Source organism: Polaribacter atrinae (assembly GCF_038023995.1).
Classification (GTDB): Bacteria; Bacteroidota; Bacteroidia; order Flavobacteriales; family Flavobacteriaceae; genus Polaribacter; species Polaribacter atrinae.
Genome location: NZ_CP150660.1, coordinates 2853590 through 2871680 on the forward strand (window position 1 = coordinate 2853590; position 18091 = coordinate 2871680).

20 protein-coding genes are annotated in these 18091 nt (G+C 30.3%); 18 read left to right on the forward strand and 2 right to left on the reverse strand.

Annotated features, from left to right (window positions below):
- The first annotated feature begins 22 nt into the window (after positions 1 to 22).
- The 10 genes from WG945_RS12375 (at position 23) to WG945_RS12420 (ending at position 8751) form a co-directional block, all read left to right on the forward strand.
- Complete coding sequence (locus tag WG945_RS12375) at positions 23 to 1384, forward strand: OmpA family protein (protein ID WP_068449561.1); 1362 nt, start codon at positions 23 to 25, stop codon at positions 1382 to 1384.
- A 190-nt stretch (positions 1385 to 1574) separates the two neighbouring features.
- Entirely contained in the window at positions 1575 to 3083 is a 1509-nt protein-coding gene (gene atpD / locus WG945_RS12380; RefSeq protein WP_068449560.1) for a F0F1 ATP synthase subunit beta, read from the forward strand.
- Positions 3084 to 3159: 76 nt separating this feature from the next.
- Positions 3160 to 3453, forward strand: coding sequence for a FoF1 ATP synthase subunit delta/epsilon (locus tag WG945_RS12385; RefSeq protein ID WP_068449559.1), 294 nt, complete (start codon positions 3160 to 3162; stop codon positions 3451 to 3453).
- A gap of 345 nt (positions 3454 to 3798) precedes the next feature.
- Positions 3799 to 4407: a hypothetical protein gene (locus tag WG945_RS12390; protein WP_068449558.1), complete on the forward strand. Its 609-nt coding sequence runs from the start codon at positions 3799 to 3801 to the stop codon at positions 4405 to 4407.
- Between the two features lie 4 nt (positions 4408 to 4411).
- Positions 4412 to 5062 carry a hypothetical protein gene (locus WG945_RS12395; protein WP_068449557.1) on the forward strand — a complete coding sequence of 217 codons (651 nt, stop codon included), beginning with the start codon at positions 4412 to 4414 and terminating at the stop codon, positions 5060 to 5062.
- Entirely contained in the window at positions 5038 to 5790 is a 753-nt protein-coding gene (locus tag WG945_RS12400; protein WP_068449556.1) for a sensor histidine kinase, read from the forward strand. The genes WG945_RS12395 and WG945_RS12400 overlap by 25 nt, the downstream gene beginning before the upstream one ends.
- Complete coding sequence (locus WG945_RS12405; protein ID WP_068449555.1) at positions 5787 to 6431, forward strand: response regulator transcription factor; 645 nt, start codon at positions 5787 to 5789, stop codon at positions 6429 to 6431. Before WG945_RS12400 ends, WG945_RS12405 begins: the two co-directional genes overlap by 4 nt.
- Before the next feature lie 20 nt (positions 6432 to 6451).
- Positions 6452 to 6847 (forward strand): 30S ribosome-binding factor RbfA, encoded by a 396-nt coding sequence (gene rbfA, locus WG945_RS12410; protein ID WP_068449554.1) that lies wholly within the window; start codon positions 6452 to 6454, stop codon positions 6845 to 6847.
- A gap of 14 nt (positions 6848 to 6861) precedes the next feature.
- Complete coding sequence (locus WG945_RS12415) at positions 6862 to 8064, forward strand: ABC transporter permease (protein WP_068449553.1); 1203 nt, start codon at positions 6862 to 6864, stop codon at positions 8062 to 8064.
- A 6-nt stretch (positions 8065 to 8070) separates the two neighbouring features.
- Positions 8071 to 8751: a hypothetical protein gene (locus WG945_RS12420; protein WP_157603599.1), complete on the forward strand. Its 681-nt coding sequence runs from the start codon at positions 8071 to 8073 to the stop codon at positions 8749 to 8751.
- A gap of 151 nt (positions 8752 to 8902) precedes the next feature.
- Here the strand turns inward: WG945_RS12420 and dusB are convergent, their stop codons facing one another.
- Positions 8903 to 9901, reverse strand: coding sequence for a tRNA dihydrouridine synthase DusB (dusB, locus tag WG945_RS12425; RefSeq protein WP_068449551.1), 999 nt, complete (start codon positions 9899 to 9901; stop codon positions 8903 to 8905).
- Positions 9902 to 10085: 184 nt separating this feature from the next.
- Between dusB and WG945_RS12430 the strand changes: the two genes are divergently transcribed.
- The 3 genes from WG945_RS12430 to WG945_RS12440 all read left to right on the forward strand — a co-directional run bounded on the left by WG945_RS12430 (position 10086) and on the right by WG945_RS12440 (position 13454).
- Entirely contained in the window at positions 10086 to 10361 is a 276-nt protein-coding gene (locus WG945_RS12430; protein ID WP_068449550.1) for a GTP-binding protein LepA, read from the forward strand.
- Positions 10362 to 10545: 184 nt separating this feature from the next.
- Complete coding sequence (gene lepA / locus WG945_RS12435; RefSeq protein ID WP_068449549.1) at positions 10546 to 12342, forward strand: translation elongation factor 4; 1797 nt, start codon at positions 10546 to 10548, stop codon at positions 12340 to 12342.
- 17 nt (positions 12343 to 12359) lie between these two features.
- The gene (locus WG945_RS12440) at positions 12360 to 13454 is read left to right on the forward strand and encodes an FAD-dependent monooxygenase (protein WP_068449548.1); all 1095 of its coding nucleotides are present in this window, start codon (positions 12360 to 12362) and stop codon (positions 13452 to 13454) included.
- A 224-nt stretch (positions 13455 to 13678) separates the two neighbouring features.
- Here WG945_RS12440 and WG945_RS12445 read toward each other — a convergent pair whose 3' ends face one another.
- The gene (locus WG945_RS12445; protein ID WP_068449547.1) at positions 13679 to 14377 is read right to left on the reverse strand and encodes a zinc metallopeptidase; all 699 of its coding nucleotides are present in this window, start codon (positions 14375 to 14377) and stop codon (positions 13679 to 13681) included.
- Positions 14378 to 14472: 95 nt separating this feature from the next.
- Here WG945_RS12445 and WG945_RS12450 point away from each other — a divergent pair, with 95 nt between their 5' ends.
- The 5 genes from WG945_RS12450 (at position 14473) to WG945_RS12470 (ending at position 18010) form a co-directional block, all read left to right on the forward strand.
- On the forward strand, positions 14473 to 15519 hold the full coding sequence (locus tag WG945_RS12450; RefSeq protein ID WP_068449546.1) for an asparaginase: 1047 nt from the start codon (positions 14473 to 14475) through the stop codon (positions 15517 to 15519).
- Between the two features lie 199 nt (positions 15520 to 15718).
- Positions 15719 to 16441, forward strand: a complete 723-nt coding sequence (locus WG945_RS12455) for a MotA/TolQ/ExbB proton channel family protein (RefSeq protein ID WP_068449545.1) — start codon at positions 15719 to 15721, stop codon at positions 16439 to 16441.
- 8 nt (positions 16442 to 16449) lie between these two features.
- Complete coding sequence (locus WG945_RS12460; protein ID WP_068449544.1) at positions 16450 to 16905, forward strand: hypothetical protein; 456 nt, start codon at positions 16450 to 16452, stop codon at positions 16903 to 16905.
- Positions 16906 to 16909: 4 nt separating this feature from the next.
- Positions 16910 to 17530 carry an ExbD/TolR family protein gene (locus WG945_RS12465; RefSeq protein WP_068449543.1) on the forward strand — a complete coding sequence of 207 codons (621 nt, stop codon included), beginning with the start codon at positions 16910 to 16912 and terminating at the stop codon, positions 17528 to 17530.
- Between the two features lie 18 nt (positions 17531 to 17548).
- Complete coding sequence (locus tag WG945_RS12470) at positions 17549 to 18010, forward strand: ExbD/TolR family protein (protein ID WP_068449542.1); 462 nt, start codon at positions 17549 to 17551, stop codon at positions 18008 to 18010.
- Positions 18011 to 18091: the final 81 nt, after the last annotated feature.

Genomic DNA, 18091 nt, shown 5'->3' on the forward strand with positions numbered 1-18091 from the left:
CTTTTAATTTAAAAATTTGATAATGAAACGATTAAGAATAGCTGTGATAGCTTTGTTTACGTTGGTAACAGTTGGTAACGTAAACGCACAAGATGAAAACAACCCGTGGGCTGTAGGTTTTGGTGTAAACGTAGTAGATTTTTACAATGGAGATGACTTTAGTGATCAACTAAAAGATTTAGTAGGAAATGGAGATTGGAACATTTTACCATCTATTTCTAGAATTACTGGAGAAAAATATTTAGACAAAGGTTTTTCTTTACAGTTAGCTGGGTCTTTAAATAAAATTGAAAAATATAGAAACAGTGATGATGTAGTTGATTTCCTTTATTGGGGGGTAGATGCAGTTGTAAAGTATGACTTAAATAACTTAGTTGGTCAAACAGGTTGGTTTGATCCTTATGTATATTTAGGTGGAGGTTATACTTCTGTAGATTCTAGTGGAGAAGGGATGATTAATGGAGGTGTTGGTTTTAACACTTGGTTTAATGATAACTTAGGATTAAACTTCCAAACAGGAACTAAAAAAGGTTTTTCTGATAAAGTAAGAGCACATTACCAAACTTCTTTAGGTTTAGTAATTAAATTTGGTGGAACTGATACAGACGGAGACGGAGTATATGATAAAGATGATGCTTGTCCAGAAGAAGCTGGTTTAGCAGAATTTAATGGTTGTCCAGATGCGGATGGTGATGGAGTAAAAGATTCTGATGATGCTTGTCCTAATGTAGCAGGTTTAGCAGCTATGAATGGTTGTCCTGATTCTGACGGTGACGGAGTTGCTGATAAAGATGATATGTGTCCTAATGCTAAAGGAACTAAAGCTAACAAAGGTTGTCCAGATGCAGATGGAGATGGCGTTGCTGATAAAGATGATAAATGTCCTTCAGTTGCAGGACCATCAGCTAATGCAGGATGTCCTTGGCCAGATACTGACGGAGACGGAGTTTTAGATAAAGATGATAAATGTCCTGAGTTTGCAGGAGTTGCTTCTAATAATGGTTGTCCAGAAGACGCTATGACAGCAGAGCAAATTGCAGCTTTAGCAGGATTTTCAAAAGAAATTTTATTTTCTACAGACAGTGCAAAAATTAATAAAGCATCTGCAGGTAAATTAGACAAAGTTTATGACTTAATTAGTTCTGTAGACAATGTAATCTTTGTAATAGAAGGTTATGCTGATAGTAGAGGAGCAGAAGCTTACAACGTATACTTATCTGAAAGAAGAGCAGAATCTGCTAAAGCATATTTAGTGAAAAAAGGTTTTGACGCTAATAGATTAGAAACAGTTGGTCAAGGAGAGAAAAATCCTGTTGCATCTAACAATACTAGTTTAGGAAGAAGTAAAAATAGAAGAGTAGTTATTCAGTTATCTGATAAATAATTATCAACTACATTTTAATATAAAACTCTGCTCATTTTGAGCAGAGTTTTTTTTGTTTATGCTATTTGTTTCTTTTTCAATTAAAAAAGAAGAAAATCTTTTTTAATTAAAGACAAAAAAATTACCTTTGCAATCTGAAAAAAGAGGCTGAAATCTCTTAAATAAAATAATAACTTTAATTAGATACATAATGTCTACTATAACAGGTAAAGTTTCACAAATTATTGGGCCAGTAATTGATGTTGAATTCAATACGGATAATGAACTTCCTAAAATTTACGATTCGTTAGAAATCAAAAAAGCTGACGGCTCTATTTTAGTATTAGAGGTACAACAGCATATTGGAGAAGATACAGTTAGAACTATCTCAATGGATGCTACTGATGGATTAAGCAGAGGTACTGAAGTTGTAGCTACAGGTAACCCTATTCAAATGCCAATTGGTAACGATATCTATGGTCGTTTGTTTAATGTAACTGGAGATGCAATTGATGGTTTAGGTGATTTGAAAAAAGAAGGTAAAGATGGTTTGCCAATTCACAGATCTGCACCTAAGTTTGAAGACTTATCAGTATCTACAGAAGTTTTATTTACAGGTATAAAAGTAATCGACTTAATTGAACCTTATGCAAAAGGAGGTAAAATTGGATTATTTGGAGGAGCAGGAGTAGGTAAGACTGTATTAATTCAAGAGTTAATTAACAATATTGCAAAAGGACATGGTGGTTTATCAGTTTTTGCAGGTGTTGGTGAAAGAACTCGTGAAGGAAACGATTTACTTCGTGAAATGTTAGAATCTGGAATTATCAAATATGGTGATGACTTTATGCATTCTATGGAAGAAGGCGGATGGGATTTATCTAAAGTAGATAAACCAGGAATGAGAGGTTCTAAAGCAACTTTTGTTTTCGGTCAAATGAATGAGCCACCTGGAGCACGTGCACGTGTTGCTTTATCTGGTTTAACAATTGCAGAATATTTTAGAGATGGAGCAGGAGAATCAGAAGGAAAAGATGTACTTTTCTTTGTAGATAATATTTTCCGTTTTACACAAGCAGGTTCTGAGGTGTCAGCACTTTTAGGACGTATGCCATCAGCGGTAGGTTACCAACCAACATTGGCAACTGAAATGGGGGCAATGCAAGAGCGTATTACATCAACTAAAAAAGGATCTATTACCTCTGTACAAGCAGTTTATGTACCTGCAGATGATTTAACAGATCCAGCGCCAGCAACAACGTTTGCGCATTTAGATGCAACAACTGTATTGTCTCGTAAGATTGCAGAGTTAGGTATTTATCCTGCAGTAGATCCTTTAGATTCTACTTCAAGAATTTTATCTGCAGAAATTTTAGGTGATGAGCATTATAATACTGCAACAGCTGTAAAAGAAATTTTACAACGTTATAAAGAATTACAAGATATTATTGCCATTTTAGGAATGGAAGAATTATCTGAAGAAGATAAATTAGTAGTTCATAGAGCTAGACGTGTACAACGTTTCTTATCTCAACCTTTCCACGTAGCTGAACAATTTACTGGTATACCAGGGGTTTTAGTTGATATTAAAGACACTATTAAAGGTTTTAATATGATTATGGATGGTGAGTTAGATAAATACCCTGAAGCTGCATTTAACTTAAGAGGATCAATTCAAGATGCAATTGATGCTGGAGAGAAAATGTTAGCAGAAGCATAAAATTAGTCAGCACTTTGTAGTCTTCAGTCTTTTATGATTGAATACTGCAAATTGAAGGCTGTAAACTATAAGAGATATGTTTTTAGAAATTGTAACACCAGAAGCTATATTATTTTCAGCAAAAATTGACTCATTGTCAGTTCCTGGAGAGAATGGTGAGTTTCAAATGTTAAATAATCACGCGCCAGTTGTTTCTAACTTAAAGGAAGGAATAGTTAAAATTCATGTTCATAGTAAAGAACACTTAGAATTTGATCAATTTAAAGGACATTATGAAATTCATATAGATGATGATAATATTCTAACTATTGCAATTAAATCTGGAACTTTAGAATTAAAAGATAATAAAGTAATTATTTTAGCAGATTAAATTTCTAAAATAATTATAAAAATTAAAAGTCTCAAAACATATGTTTTGAGACTTTTTTAATTTAAACACTTTCTATAAAATAGTAAGTGTTTGTTTTGCAATTTCCCCCTTTACTTTTTCTTTTATTTCATGCTTCAAAATTCGTGATTAATTTAGAATAATGTATTAGTGTAAACCATTATATTTATACAGGAAAAACACCCTTTGGTGTGATGTTTCTATATGTGGTCGGTTGTTTAAGTGTTTGATATCTAGTTATTAATGTTGTTTTTTGTTTTAACTCTTCTTATATTATAATTTAATTTGTATTTTCATAAATAATAACCCAACTATTCCTATTCTGCTATGAAAACACTTTTTAAATTTTATCAAATATTTTTTTTATCAATATTTATACTAAGTTGTAAATCTGAGGCAACATCTCAGGTTACTGAAGTTGATAGTTCTAGACCTTCTAATGCTATAACTTATAAAGAAATGGCTAGTATGTTTCATCAATATGATGTAGGGCAGAAACCTGTTTTAGATAAATATAGAAAAGAACTTACTGGTGATGCTAATGAAATTGAGAGTATTTCTCATTATTACGAAATCAATCAATTAAAGCAATATATTGCTTATATAGAGAGATTATCAAAAGAAAAAGATATTGAGCTTACGGGTGTTAGAATTTTTACGGCAGCATATCCTAAAGATTATTATGATAAACTTTTAAGAGGTAGACAGACTTTAATTTTTATGCCAACTGCAGATACCAAAGAAAAGAAAAATGTTGCTTATGAACCTCTGTACTCTAATAAAGGAGAGGCAATCCCTTTTACAAAATTTTTAGATCAATTTAGTAGTAAAGAAACGAAGCAGGTAGTTAGAGCTTCTTTTTTACCTTTTATTGGTGCTCAAGAAGATCTTAAAAGTTCTGGAGCTAATAGATTGAAACCAACACCACCAATGTAATATTTTGGATAAATTAATTTACATATTATATTTTTTAGCAATTGTTCTTTACGCTATTTTCTATTTTAAAAGATCTTTTGATGTTGATTTAAAATACTTTTTGGGGTACTTAATTGCTATGTTTGCTTGTGAGATGATTGCAAGCTATGTGAAATATAATTTAGAACTAGACAATTTATGGGTATATAATACCCTTACTTTTGTCGAATTTAATTTCTTATTTTTATTTGCAAAACAAATATTATTTTCAGCAAAAACTCAAAAAACAGTTACGGTTGTTAGAATTCTTTTTAATGTAGTTTATTTCTTAACTACGCTCTATTATTTGTATCAAGGAACTTATTTTGAAGTTTACAATAGTATTGCCTCCATTTCTGGTAGTTTGTTAATTGCTATTGTTTTATTTTTATTTTATAAGGATTTTTTATCTTCTAATGAAATTCTTAACTATAAGCGATCTCTTACTTTTTGGATCGCTTTTGGACTATTGTTCTATTATTTAGGTACCATACCAATTACTTCTATTTTAAATAATATGAAAGGTACTTCTATGGCTGTGATAGACTATTTATATAATATTCAGTTTGTGTTAGTGATATTTATGTATAGTTGTTTTATATTGGGAGCACTATGGAGTCAGAAGCGAGTCAAATAATCTTAATTGTAACCACTATAATAATCATCACTTTTGTTATTTTTATTATTTTATTGTTTACTGTTTTTCAAAAAAGAAAGAATAGCCTTCTAGAACTGCAAGCAGAAAACAAAAAAAGGTTTGAAAGAGAAATTTCAGAAACACAAATAGAAATTAGAGAAGAAACTTTAAGAAATATTAGTTGGGAGTTGCACGACAATATTGGACAGTTATTAACTTTAGCTAAAATTCAACTGCAGAATGCTTCTTCAGAAAATATCCACGAAGTTTCCGAAACGATTACTAAAGGTTTAACAGAGGTAAGAGCATTATCAAAATTAATTAACCCTGAAGCGATAAAGAATATAAAACTAAGAGAAGCCTTACAATTAGAAATGGATCGTTTTAATAGATTAAAATTTATAAATGCGAGCTTGATCATTTCAGGGAATGAACACATAATTAATGAAAAATCTAGCATTATTATTTTCCGAATTTTACAGGAGTTCTTTTCCAATACCATAAAACACTCTAAGGCATCAAATTTAACAGTTGAATTAAAGTTTGGTTCCATAAATTTAGAAATTACTGCCAAAGATGACGGAGTTGGTTTTTCATCATTAGATAATAAACCCAACGGTATAGGGCTAGAAAATATTAAAAATAGAGCAAAATTAATTGGAGCTACTGCTGTTTTTACTTCCGAAGAAAATAAAGGTACTTCCTTAAATATAGTATATAAGTTATGATGAAATATTCAGTTGTTATTGTAGATGATCACACATTGCTTTCACAAGCAATTGCGGCTATGGTAAATACTTTTAGTAAATTTAAAGTCTTGTATACTTGCAAAAATGGACAAGAATTAATTGATAAATTTTCTTCATCACCAGAATTTATTCCGGATGTTGTTTTAATGGATATTAATATGCCGATAATGAATGGAATTGAAACTACAGAATGGATTTCTAAAAACCATAATGATGTACATGTAATGGCACTTTCTGTAGAAGATGAAGATGCTACTATCTTAAAGATGTTAAAAGTTGGTGCTATCGGTTATTTGTTAAAAGATACCGAAAAAGTGGTTTTAGAGAAAGCTTTGGTAGAAATTGCAGAAAACGGATTCTATCACACTAAAAATGTAACCAATTTATTAATGAAATCACTTTCTGGTAATGGAGATGTGGAAATACATTTAAAAGAGCGAGAGTTAACGTTTATGAAACATGCATGCTCGGAATTAACGTATAAAGAAATTGCAGAAATTATGTGTTTAAGCCCGAAAACAATAGATGGTTATAGAGATGTTTTGTTTACTAAATTAAATGTAAAAAATAGAGTAGGTTTAGTAATGTATGCTATCAAAAATAAAATTTACACTCCATAAAAAAAGTGTAAATTTGCAGCATGGAAGAAACGAACAGACAACGTAAAATTGCAGGAGTATTGCAAAAGGATTTGGTAGATGTTTTACAGAAAGCAGCTCAAGATGGTATGAAAGGAATAATTATTTCTGTTTCTAAGGTTCATGTAACTTCAGATTTAGGAGTCGCTAAAGTTTATTTAAGTGTATTTCCTTCTAGCAACAGAGAAGAAATTATTAAAGGAGTGCAATCTAATACTGTTTTAATTCGCCATGAAATGGCTAAAAGAACAAAACATCAATTACGTAGAATGCCAGAATTATTGTTTTTTGGTGACGATACGTTAGATTATATTGAGGAAATTGATAAATCTTTAAAAGGAGAAGATGGTAACCCTATCAAAGATCCTAGCGTTTTACCAAGACGTAAGAGAAGTTAAATATATTTTATCATTTGAACTTTCCCTTATACATAGCTAAAAGATATCTTTTTACAAAAACAGGTAATAATGCCATAAATATTATTACAATTATTGCTTCTTTTGGGGTGATTGTAGGCTCATTAGCCTTGTTTATTATTCTTTCTGGTTTTTCTGGTTTGCGTACATTTAGTTATAGTTTGTTAGATGTTTCAGATCCAGATATTAAAATTACTTCTAATAAAGGAAAAACCTTTTTATATACGGATGATGTTCATCAAGCGTTAATAAAGAATACATCTATTAAAGCAACCTCTAAAATTATAGAAGAACGTGTTTTTTTAGAGTATAATGATAAGAATGAAATTGCTTATATTAAGGGAGTTGAAGAAAGTTATACTTCTATTACACACATAGATTCTGTTATTAGTCTAGGGAGTTGGTTAGATAATGAGATGCCAAATACCGCAGTGGTTGGTAATGGAATTTCGAGAAAATTATCATTAGGAATTTTAAATTTTGGAGCTCCTTTATCAATTATGGTTCCTAAGCCTGGGGTTGGTTTTATCAATCCTAATAACGCTTTTTATAAAACAGATGTGCAAATTGTTGGTTTGTATTCTGGTACGGAAGAGTTTGAAAGTAAATTTGTTTTTGTTTCTATAAAGGATGCAAAGAATCTATTGAATTTTAAAGAGAAACAAATAACAGGTGTAGAAATTAAATTAAAAGATAATTTAAATGCTGATTTGTTCTCGGAACAATTACAAGAACAATTAGGAACTCAATTTAAAGTACAAACCAAACAACAACTTAATGAAGTTTTCTATAAGGTAATAAACACAGAGAATTTTGTGTCTTATCTTATCTTTACATTAATTGTAATTATAGCATTGTTTAATGTTATTGGTGCCATTATAATGATGATTATTGATAAAAAATCGAATCTAAAAACCCTTTTTAGTTTAGGGGCTTCTATAAAAGATATTAAAAGAATATTTATTTTACAAGGTTTTCTATTAACCTTCCTAGGGATGATTGTTGGATTATCATTGGGGATTATAATCGTTTTTATTCAGAAAGAATTTGGCGTATTTATGATTACTCAAAACTTTGCATATCCTGTAGAATTTAGATTTTCTAATCTTTTTATTGTGATAGCAACTATTACGGTGCTAGGTTTTATAGCTTCTAAAATAGCTAGCAGTAGAATTTCTAAAGAGTTTGTTGAAAAATAATAAGCTATGAAAAAAAACATCCGGTTTTTAGTAATGTTTTCTTTATTACTGATGTTTTCTTGTAAATCTACAAAACAAGAAAGACACCCATATTTACAAAATAGCAACAAATTTTACACAATAATAACAAAAGAGCAAGCAGATAAAAGTCATAAATATTTTAAATTAACCGCTCCTAAAGAATGGAATATTTATTACGATGCACATAATTGGATATTGTATTCGCCTTTGGGAGCAGAAAAAATGAAAAGAATTGAATTAAGTAAGTTGAAAGACACTAGTTTAAAAAAAGAGAAAGCTAGAGCAATTTATGAGTTTAATCAGCAAAATCAAAATAAGAAAGGCAATTACTGGAGTAACAATTTGACAGCTCATAGTAAGAACAAAGATTCCATAAAAGTCTATAATTATGAAGATGCTATTAATTTGTATTTAAAAAATAAAAAGCTACAGTTTAAAACAGATTTTAACTATAAGATTGTAAGAGAGAAGGATAAAAGATTTGGTGAAATCATTTACATTAAATATAACATAGATTACACCTGGAATAATGAAACACACATAGATGCAATTATGATTGGAGATAAAAGAGTGTATTATGTTTTTTTTCAGTCTGAAGAAGCTTATTATCCTTTCTATTTTAATGATGCAATAGAAATCATTAAATCACTCGAAATTAAAGAGTAATTTATTATAAGAAACATCTAATTTGTTTTTTGTTTAGTTATAGTCTTTTCTTGTAGTTCATGAAATACAAGAAAAAAACTGTAAAAAAATCCAATTATAGAGTTGGGTGTCATTCAGAAACCTCTATAAATTATCAATTCGTAAATAGATTCTAAAACTGAGGAATAATTGTATTCCCAAACTTAGCCTGTACTTCATCAAACGTAGCAAAAACATCTTTTGCATCATCCGAAGTTACCATTTTCATTCTATATTCTTTAAAATGTGGAATCCCTTTAAAGTAATTGGTGTAATGTCTTCTGGTTTCAAAAACGCCTAAAACAGGACCTTTCCAATCAATAGCCATTTGTAAATGTCTTCTAGCCATTTCTACACGTTGTGCAACCGTAGGTTTTGCTAAATGTTCACCTGTTTTAAAAAAGTGTTTTACCTCATTAAAAAACCAAGGATAGCCAATAGCTGCTCTACCAATCATACAGCCGTCTAAACCGTATGAATCTCTCATTTCCATCGCTTTTTCAGGAGAAGTTACATCTCCATTTCCAAAAACAGGAATGTGCATTCTTTGGTTATTTTTAACATCGGCAATAGGTTTCCAATCCGCTTCTCCTTTATACATTTGAGCACGAGTTCTTCCATGAATAGAAATTGCTTTGCAACCAACATCTTGTAAACGTTCTGCAACTTCTACAATTCTAATAGAATCATGATCCCAACCCAAACGAGTTTTTACGGTGATCGGTAAGTTGGTGTGTTTTACCATGGCTTCTGTAAGAGAAACCATTAAATCGATGTCTTTTAGAATTCCTGCTCCGGCTCCTTTAGAAACTACTTTTTTTACAGGGCAACCAAAGTTAATATCAATAATATCTGGATTCGATTTTTCTACAATTTCTACCGTTTTTAACATAGATTCTAAATTGGCTCCAAAAATCTGAATTCCAACTGGACGTTCTTTCTCGTAGATATCTAATTTCATGATGCTTTTTGCTGCATCACGAATCAAGCCTTCAGAAGAAATAAACTCTGTATATACCACATCTGCACCTTGTTCTTTACACAAGGCTCTAAATGGTGGATCAGAAACGTCTTCCATTGGTGCTAATAAAAGAGGAAAGTCTGGTAATTCTATGTTGCCAATTTTAATCAAAACGATTTAATTTTTTGCAAATTTAGTGTTTTTTTCAACCTTTAAGTAGAAAAATATTTTCTTCTATTTTTGAAATAGAAATAGCTTTTATTTTCATCGTGTTAATTATCTCTTTGAAATATGAAAAGCATTGTAGTTTAAAAATAAAAATTATATATTACAGTATAATAGAATCATTACAATTATGGGAGCAAAAGAAGATATATTAAAAAAAATCAGTTTTTTAATTACTAGTAAATTTCAAAATCCGGCAGAAGCTTTTCTTTTTTTTGATAAAGATAAAGACGGTAAATTAAACAAAGATGAAGTAAAAGACCTATTAAAAGACGCAGATATTAGTAGCTTTTTTAGAGGTATTGTAGCTGGTGAATTGATAAAAGGGTACGATAAGTCTGGAGATGAATGCATCAATTTAGATGAGTTTAAGGTAGCAATTGCAGAATTAGAAAGAGATTTGTAAATCTCTTTCTAGTTTTTTTAATTATTTGTGAAAGAAATGAACACTCTTAATAAGGTTTATCAAATACTTTTCTTGTAAGTGGCAACAAGTAGATGGTAATTGCAGCAATTAGATACTTTTAGTTATTTAATTCACAAACTTATTTACCTATCTTTGTCAGTTGAACGCAGTTAGAAAACGAAGTATGAAAAACATTAGAAACTTTTGCATTATCGCACATATAGATCATGGAAAAAGTACGTTAGCAGATAGATTATTAGAATATACAGGCTCTGTAACAGATCGAGAAAAGAAAGATCAGTTATTAGATAATATGGATTTAGAACGCGAGCGCGGAATTACCATAAAATCGCATGCCATTCAAATGGATTTTGTTCACAAAGGAGAACAATATGTTTTAAATTTAATTGATACTCCAGGTCACGTAGATTTTTCTTACGAAGTTTCTCGTTCTATTGCTGCTTGTGAGGGCGCTTTGTTAATTGTAGATGCAGCACAAAGCATACAAGCACAAACAATTTCTAACTTATACCTGGCTTTAGAGAATGATTTAGAAATTATTCCGGTTTTAAATAAAGTAGATTTACCTTCTGCAAACCCAGAAGAAGTAACAGATGATATTGTAGATTTATTAGGTTGTGAGCCAGAAGACGTTATACACGCAAGTGGAAAAACAGGTTTTGGTGTTGATAACATACTAGCTGCAATTATTGATAGAATTCCTGCACCAAAAGGAGATCCTGACGCACCGTTACAAGCTTTAATTTTCGATTCTGTTTACAATTCTTATAGAGGGATTGAAACTTATTTTAGAGTTTTAAACGGAGAAATTAAAAAAGGACAACGTATTAAATTCATGGCAACAGATAATGAATATTTTGCGGATGAAGTAGGTACATTAAAACTAACCCAAGTTGTAAAACAATCTGTAAAAACAGGTGATGTTGGATATTTAATTACAGGAATTAAAACAGCAAAAGAAGTAAAAGTAGGTGATACTATTACAGATGCCGCAAACCCAACAAAAGAAATTATAGATGGTTTCGAAGATGTAAAACCAATGGTTTTTGCAGGAATTTATCCTGTAGATACAGAAGATTACGAAGAGTTGCGTTATTCTATGGAAAAACTGCAATTAAATGATGCTTCTTTGGTTTTTGTACCAGAAAGTTCTGCTGCTTTAGGTTTTGGTTTCCGTTGTGGATTCTTAGGAATGTTACACATGGAAATTATTCAAGAACGTTTAGAGCGTGAGTTTAATATGACTGTTATTACAACGGTTCCCAACGTTTCTTATCATGCCTATACAAAGAAGAATCCAAACGAAATATTACTTTTAAATAACCCAACAGATTTACCAGATCCATCGAGATTGGATAGAGTAGAAGAGCCTTTCATTAAAGCTTCTATTATTACAAAATCAGACTTTGTGGGTCAAGTAATGAGTTTGTGTATCGAAAAACGTGGAGAAATTACCAATCAAACTTATTTAACAACAGAAAGAGTTGAGTTAACGTTTGATATGCCTTTGGCAGAAATTGTTTTCGATTTTTATGATAGATTAAAAACAGTTTCTAAAGGATATGCTTCTTTCGATTATTCTCCGATAGGAATGAGAGAATCTAAATTAGTACGTGTAGATATTTTATTAAACGGACAACCCGTAGATGCACTTTCTGCGCTTTTACATGCAGATAACGCTTATACAATTGGTAAGAAAATTGTAGAGAAATTAAAAGAATTAATACCAAGACAACAGTTTGATATTCCTATTCAGGCAGCAATTGGAGCAAAAATTATTGCGCGTGAAACTACCAAAGCATTGCGTAAAGATGTTACTGCAAAATGTTATGGTGGAGATATTTCTAGAAAACGTAAGTTACTAGAAAAGCAGAAAAAAGGAAAGAAAAGAATGCGTCAGGTTGGTAATGTAGAAATCCCGCAAGAAGCATTTATGGCGGTTTTAAAACTCAATGATTAGATTCAATTTTTTTTAAGATGAATAATTATGATGTTATAATTGTAGGGGCCGGTACAGCAGGATTAATACTAGCAAGAGAATTAGGTCGTCAAAAACACAAAACACTCCTTTTGGATAGGAAAAAAGATTTACTGGAATTTTCATTTAATACACTAGGTAGTTTTATGAATTTAGAAAATTTTGAACTGTCTAGTAATGTTGTTGCTCAAAAGATTGATAAAGCTGTTGTACATTCTAAATATTTAAAAGAGGAAATAAAAGTTGATGCTTATATTTTAGATAAAAAAAATGTACATGAAGAATTAATTGCATCTATAGATACGAATTTTGTTGATATTCAATTAGGGATTTATGTTAAAGATATTACAACCAATTTAGAAAATAATTTTACAGCAGTTACAGATAAAAATAAGAATAAATATAAAGCTAAAATCTTTGTAGATGCTTCTGGTACAATTGGTGTTTTGAGTAAAAAAATAGGTTTAATTCCTAAAATAACAGAGCTTGCTACAGGTGTGGAGTATAATGTTAAATATCTAGGGAACGGAAATGAATTACATTTATTACTAGGTAAAGATTACAAAGGTGGTTATGGTTGGATTTTTCCATTAAAAAACAAAAGAGCAATTATAGGTTTTGGTACTTTTGATAAAAGCATGATTAAAGATTTAAAAGAGAATTTACATGCTATTTTAAAATTACCTAACATTCATAAAATAGTTAGAAAGGATAATGATAAAGTAGAAGGAGGAAGTATTCCTATAACACCTGTATTAGATAAGTTTGTGAAAAACAATCTTGTTTGTGTTGGCGATTGTGTTTCTCAAGTTAATCCAATAGTGGGTGAAGGATACAAGTTCATTTTTGAATCTGCAATTATGGCAAGTAAAGCTATAAATGAGTCATTAGTCAAAAATGAATTAAAACTACTTTTAAATTACGAATTAGCTTGGAAACAAAGATTTTTATCTAATTATAAACGTTCTAAAATAGCACAAGAAAGAATCTTTTCGCTTTCTAAAAATGATTTTTTAACAGATATAGGGATGGTTTTATTAAAGTTAAGAGCAAATAAAAAGAATATACAAACACTTTCTGGTGAATATTCTTAAAATTACTGCTTAAACTATTTCCTTAAGTCAAAGGTGACAGAATACTTTCTCGTTACCTTGTTTTGTACAAATAAGTAATAGGTTTTTTATTTTTTTTAAATAAAATTTACCCTTGTATTTTACATTTTATTAATGTTATTACTTTTCTGTCAAAGATTATATTGTTCTAGCAGGGATATGAATTTAGGTTGGCATATCAGAAAGATAAAAATTATCTGCAATACTTAATCTCTTCCTCCTAAAATTTGAAGTCCCCAATATAATAATGAAGCTAGAGAACCTAAAGCTGCTACTAAATACGTTCTAGCAGCCCATTTTAGAGCGTCTGTTGCACCAGCTAATTCTTCTTGACTAACCATATTCTTATTTTCTAACCAAGCCAATGCTCTGTTACTAGCGTCATATTCTACAGGTAAAGTTATAAAGCTAAAAAGCGTTGCAAAACCCATAAAAACCAAACCAGTAATGGCAATATAAAAACCAATTCCGGTAGATCCAGAGGCTGCTCCCATAATTAAACCACCAATTACCAACCATTGAGAGAATTTAGAAGTTAGACTTACAATTGGCACTAATTGAGATCGCATGGTTAAATAACTATATGCTTGTGCGTGTTGCACTGCGTGTCCGCATTCGTGTGCAGCAACTGCAGCTGCAGCTGCGTTTCTTTGGTTGTAAACAGATTCACTTAAATTTACTGTTTTATCTGCAGGATTGTAATGGTCTGTTAATCTACCAGGTGTAGAAATAACTTTTACATCAAAAATACCGTTATCAGCAAGCATTTTTTGTGCAATTTCTGCACCGCTCATCCCATTTCTAAGCTGAATTTTAGAGTATTTTTTAAATTTATTTTTTAAAGTATTACTAACTAACCAACTCGCTAAAGCAATTGCACCAATTAAAATATAGAAACCTATCATAATTTATATTGTTTAAAAATTGTATTTCATTTTTGTTTGATAAATTTACAACATAAAGTATTCCAATTTATTGTTTGGAGAATAAAAATGACAAAATGACAACGAAACCCAACATATTACTCATTTATACTGGAGGAACTATTGGTATGATTAAAGATTATAAAACGAATGCTTTAAAATCATTCGATTTTAGTCAGATTGTAGATAAAATTCCAGAATTACAACAGTTAAACTGTAGTATAAAAAGTATTTCATTTGAAGAGCCAATAGATTCATCAAACATGAATACCGAATATTATATTAGTATTGTAGAGATTATTGAAGAGAATTATAAAAAATTTGATGGTTTTGTTGTTTTATCAGGTTCAGACACTATGGCGTATACTTCTTCTGCAATAAGTTTTATGTTAGAAAATTTGCAAAAACCCATCATTTTCACAGGATCTCAACTTCCTATAGGAGATTTAAGAACAGATGCGAAAGAAAATTTAATTACTTCAATAGAAGTTGCAAGTGCCAACAAAAATGGTGTACCTATTATATCTGAAGTTTGTTTGTATTTCGAATACAAATTATATAGGGCAAATAGAACTACTAAAATTAGTTCAGAACAATTTGAGGCTTTTACTTCTTTAAACTTTCCTCCACTAGCAGAAAGTGGTGTGCATCTTAAATTTAATGAGCATATAGTTCATCAATCTAAGAATAAAGAAAATGATTTAATTGTTAGAAAGAATTTGGTTGATGAAGTAGTAATTTTAAAATTGTTTCCCGGAATATCAAATGTAGTTATAGAAAGTGTTTTAAATATTCCAAATTTAAAAGGAGTTGTATTAGAAACGTTTGGGTCTGGTAATGCTCCAAATTCAGAAAGCTTTATAAGCTTGTTAAAAAAGGCTATAGATAAAGGAATTAAAATTATAAACGTAACCCAATGTAAAAGTGGTAGGGTAATGATGGGGCATTATGATACTAGTTTATTGCTTTTAGAAATGGGAGTTATTAACGGTAGAGATATTACCACCGAGTCTGCAATCGCTAAATTAATGTACTTATTAGATAAAAACCTATCAGATGAAGAGTTTAGACATTTTTTTGAAAAATCATTAAGAGGCGAATTAACTGATAATTATCATTTTTAAAGATATAATTGAGTTAAATGAAGTTTTTAACATCAAATAGATTGATTTTTTTTTTAAATGCTCAATATTTTTTTGTTACTTGGCACTCTCAAAAGTATTAGAGTGGTTATTTTTAATTAAATTATCATTCATATTGTTTTTTTGAGATGAAAATTAATATCTTTAACCCGTTAACTATTAAAAATTAATTATAACAAAGATGAAAAAAGTAGTAAATGTCCTATCCGTAACAGGATTTATGTTTTTTGGAGCTATTCAATCAACTTTCGCACAAGAAGCAGCTGAAGAGTCAAAAACTTTCCACCAAGAATTAAAACAACGTTTTATTGAGGGTGGCCCAGAATTTATGGGAATTGTATTAGTAGCCTTAATTTTAGGTTTAGCAATAGCAATTGAAAGAATTATTTATTTAAACATGGCAACAACAAATACTAAGAAATTAGTAGCAAGTGTAGATGATGCTTTAAGTTCTGGTGGTATAGAAGCTGCTAAAGAAGTTTGTAGAAACTCTAAAGGCCCAGTTGCATCTATCTTTTACCAAGGTTTAGATAGAGTAGATGAAGGAGTAGATGCTGCAGAAAAAGCTGTAGTTTCTTATGGAGGAGTTCAAATGGGACTTTTAGAGAAAAACATTTCTTGGTTATCTTTATTTATTGCTTTAGCACCGATGCTTGGGTTTATGGGTACGGTAATTGGTATGATTCAGGCATTTGATATGATTGCAGTAGCAAATGATATTTCTCCTGGAGTTGTAGCAGTTGGTATTAAAGTAGCCTTATTAACAACAGTATTTGGTTTAATAGTAGCAATTATTTTACAAATTTTTTATAATTATATCGTTTCTAAAATCGATAGTATTGTAAATAACATGGAAGATGCATCTATTCAATTAATAGATTTATTAGTGAAATTTAAAAAATAAGATATATTATGAAAAATAATTTATCAAAAATTTTAAACATATTTATAGCTGTTATAGCTGTAATTGGAGCCTTTCTCTTTGTCAACATCTTTATGACTGATGAGGGAGATACAGCAGCCTTAAGTGGTTCTGTTGGTAGTATAGTTACATTTTCTACTATATTACTTTACTTTGCAGTAGGTGCAACATTGTTGCTTTCTTTATTTAGCCTTTTTACAAATCCAGAAAATTTGAAAAAGACTTTATTAGGAGTTGCTGCTTTAGGTGTAGTATTAGTTTTTGCTTACTTTTTAGCAGATAGTAATGCTGTATTAGATACACAAGGAAAAGTACTTGTTGGTGGTGAAGCTGGAGCTTCTAGTAACCAATGGGTAGGAACTGGAATATGGTATAGCGTTTGTTTAGGCCTTGTAGCTAGTTTGTTCTTTGTATACGATTTAGTAAAAGGATTAATAAAATCATAATAATATGGCAAGAAGAGAGAATCCAGAAATTAATGCAGGTTCTATGGCAGATATTGCCTTCTTGCTGTTAATTTTTTTCTTAGTAACAACAACAATGAATGTGGATTCAGGAGTTTCTAAAAAACTTTCTGAAAAACCACCAGCAGATTATGTACCACCTGTTATTAAAGAAAAAAACATTTTTGAGGTAAACATTAATAGAAATAATGAGCTTTTAGTTGAAGGCGAAAGAATGGATATTAAAGACCTGAAAGAAGCCGCTATCGGTTTTGTAGATAATGGTGGAGGTGAAGGTAAAGTTGAAGATGGTGTTGCTAGTGGACCATGTAGTTATTGTAAAGGTGAAAGAAGTGATTCTTCTTCAGATCACCCTAACAAAGCAATTATTTCGGTACAGAGTGATAGATTAACAGAATATGGGACGTATTTAACTGTTCAAGATGAATTGTTAAAAGCTTATAGTTTTTTAAGAAATAGGTTAAGTGTTGAGAAATACGGTACTCCTTTTGAAGAACTTGAAGAAGCTTATAAGGATGATAGGACTAATGAGAATTTGAAAAAGAAAGTTGAATTTATAAAAACAGCTTATCCTCAAATTATTTCAGATCAAGAACCTACAAATTAATTTTTAAAATTTAACAGTATGTCTAAATTTAGAAAAAAGAAGAAAGGAATGCCAGCAGTTAATACTGCAGCTTTACCAGATATTGTATTTATGTTGTTATTCTTTTTCATGGTAACTACTACTATGAGAGAAACTTCTTTACAAATTGATGCTCCAAGGTTACCTTCGGCAACAGAAGTAAAGAAATTAGAACATAAAAGTTTGGTAACTACTATTTATGTAGGTAAAGCCAAAGATGTTAAATATGGTACAAGTTATAATAGAATTCAATTGAATGATAAAATTGCTACTGCAGATGAAGTTCCAGCATTTATAATAAATGCAAGATCTAAAGTTTCTGAAGCAGAAGTTCCATTTATGACAACTTCTATTAAGGCAGATACGGAATCTAGTGTAGGAACAATTACTGATATTAGATTAAAATTAAGAGATGTAAATGCTCTTAAAATTAGTTATTCTGCTTCAAAAAAGACTGAGTAATCTATATAATATAATTTTTAAAAAAAGGATAATTCATTGAATTATCCTTTTTTTTATGTTTTTTTTCAGAAATTATAATAC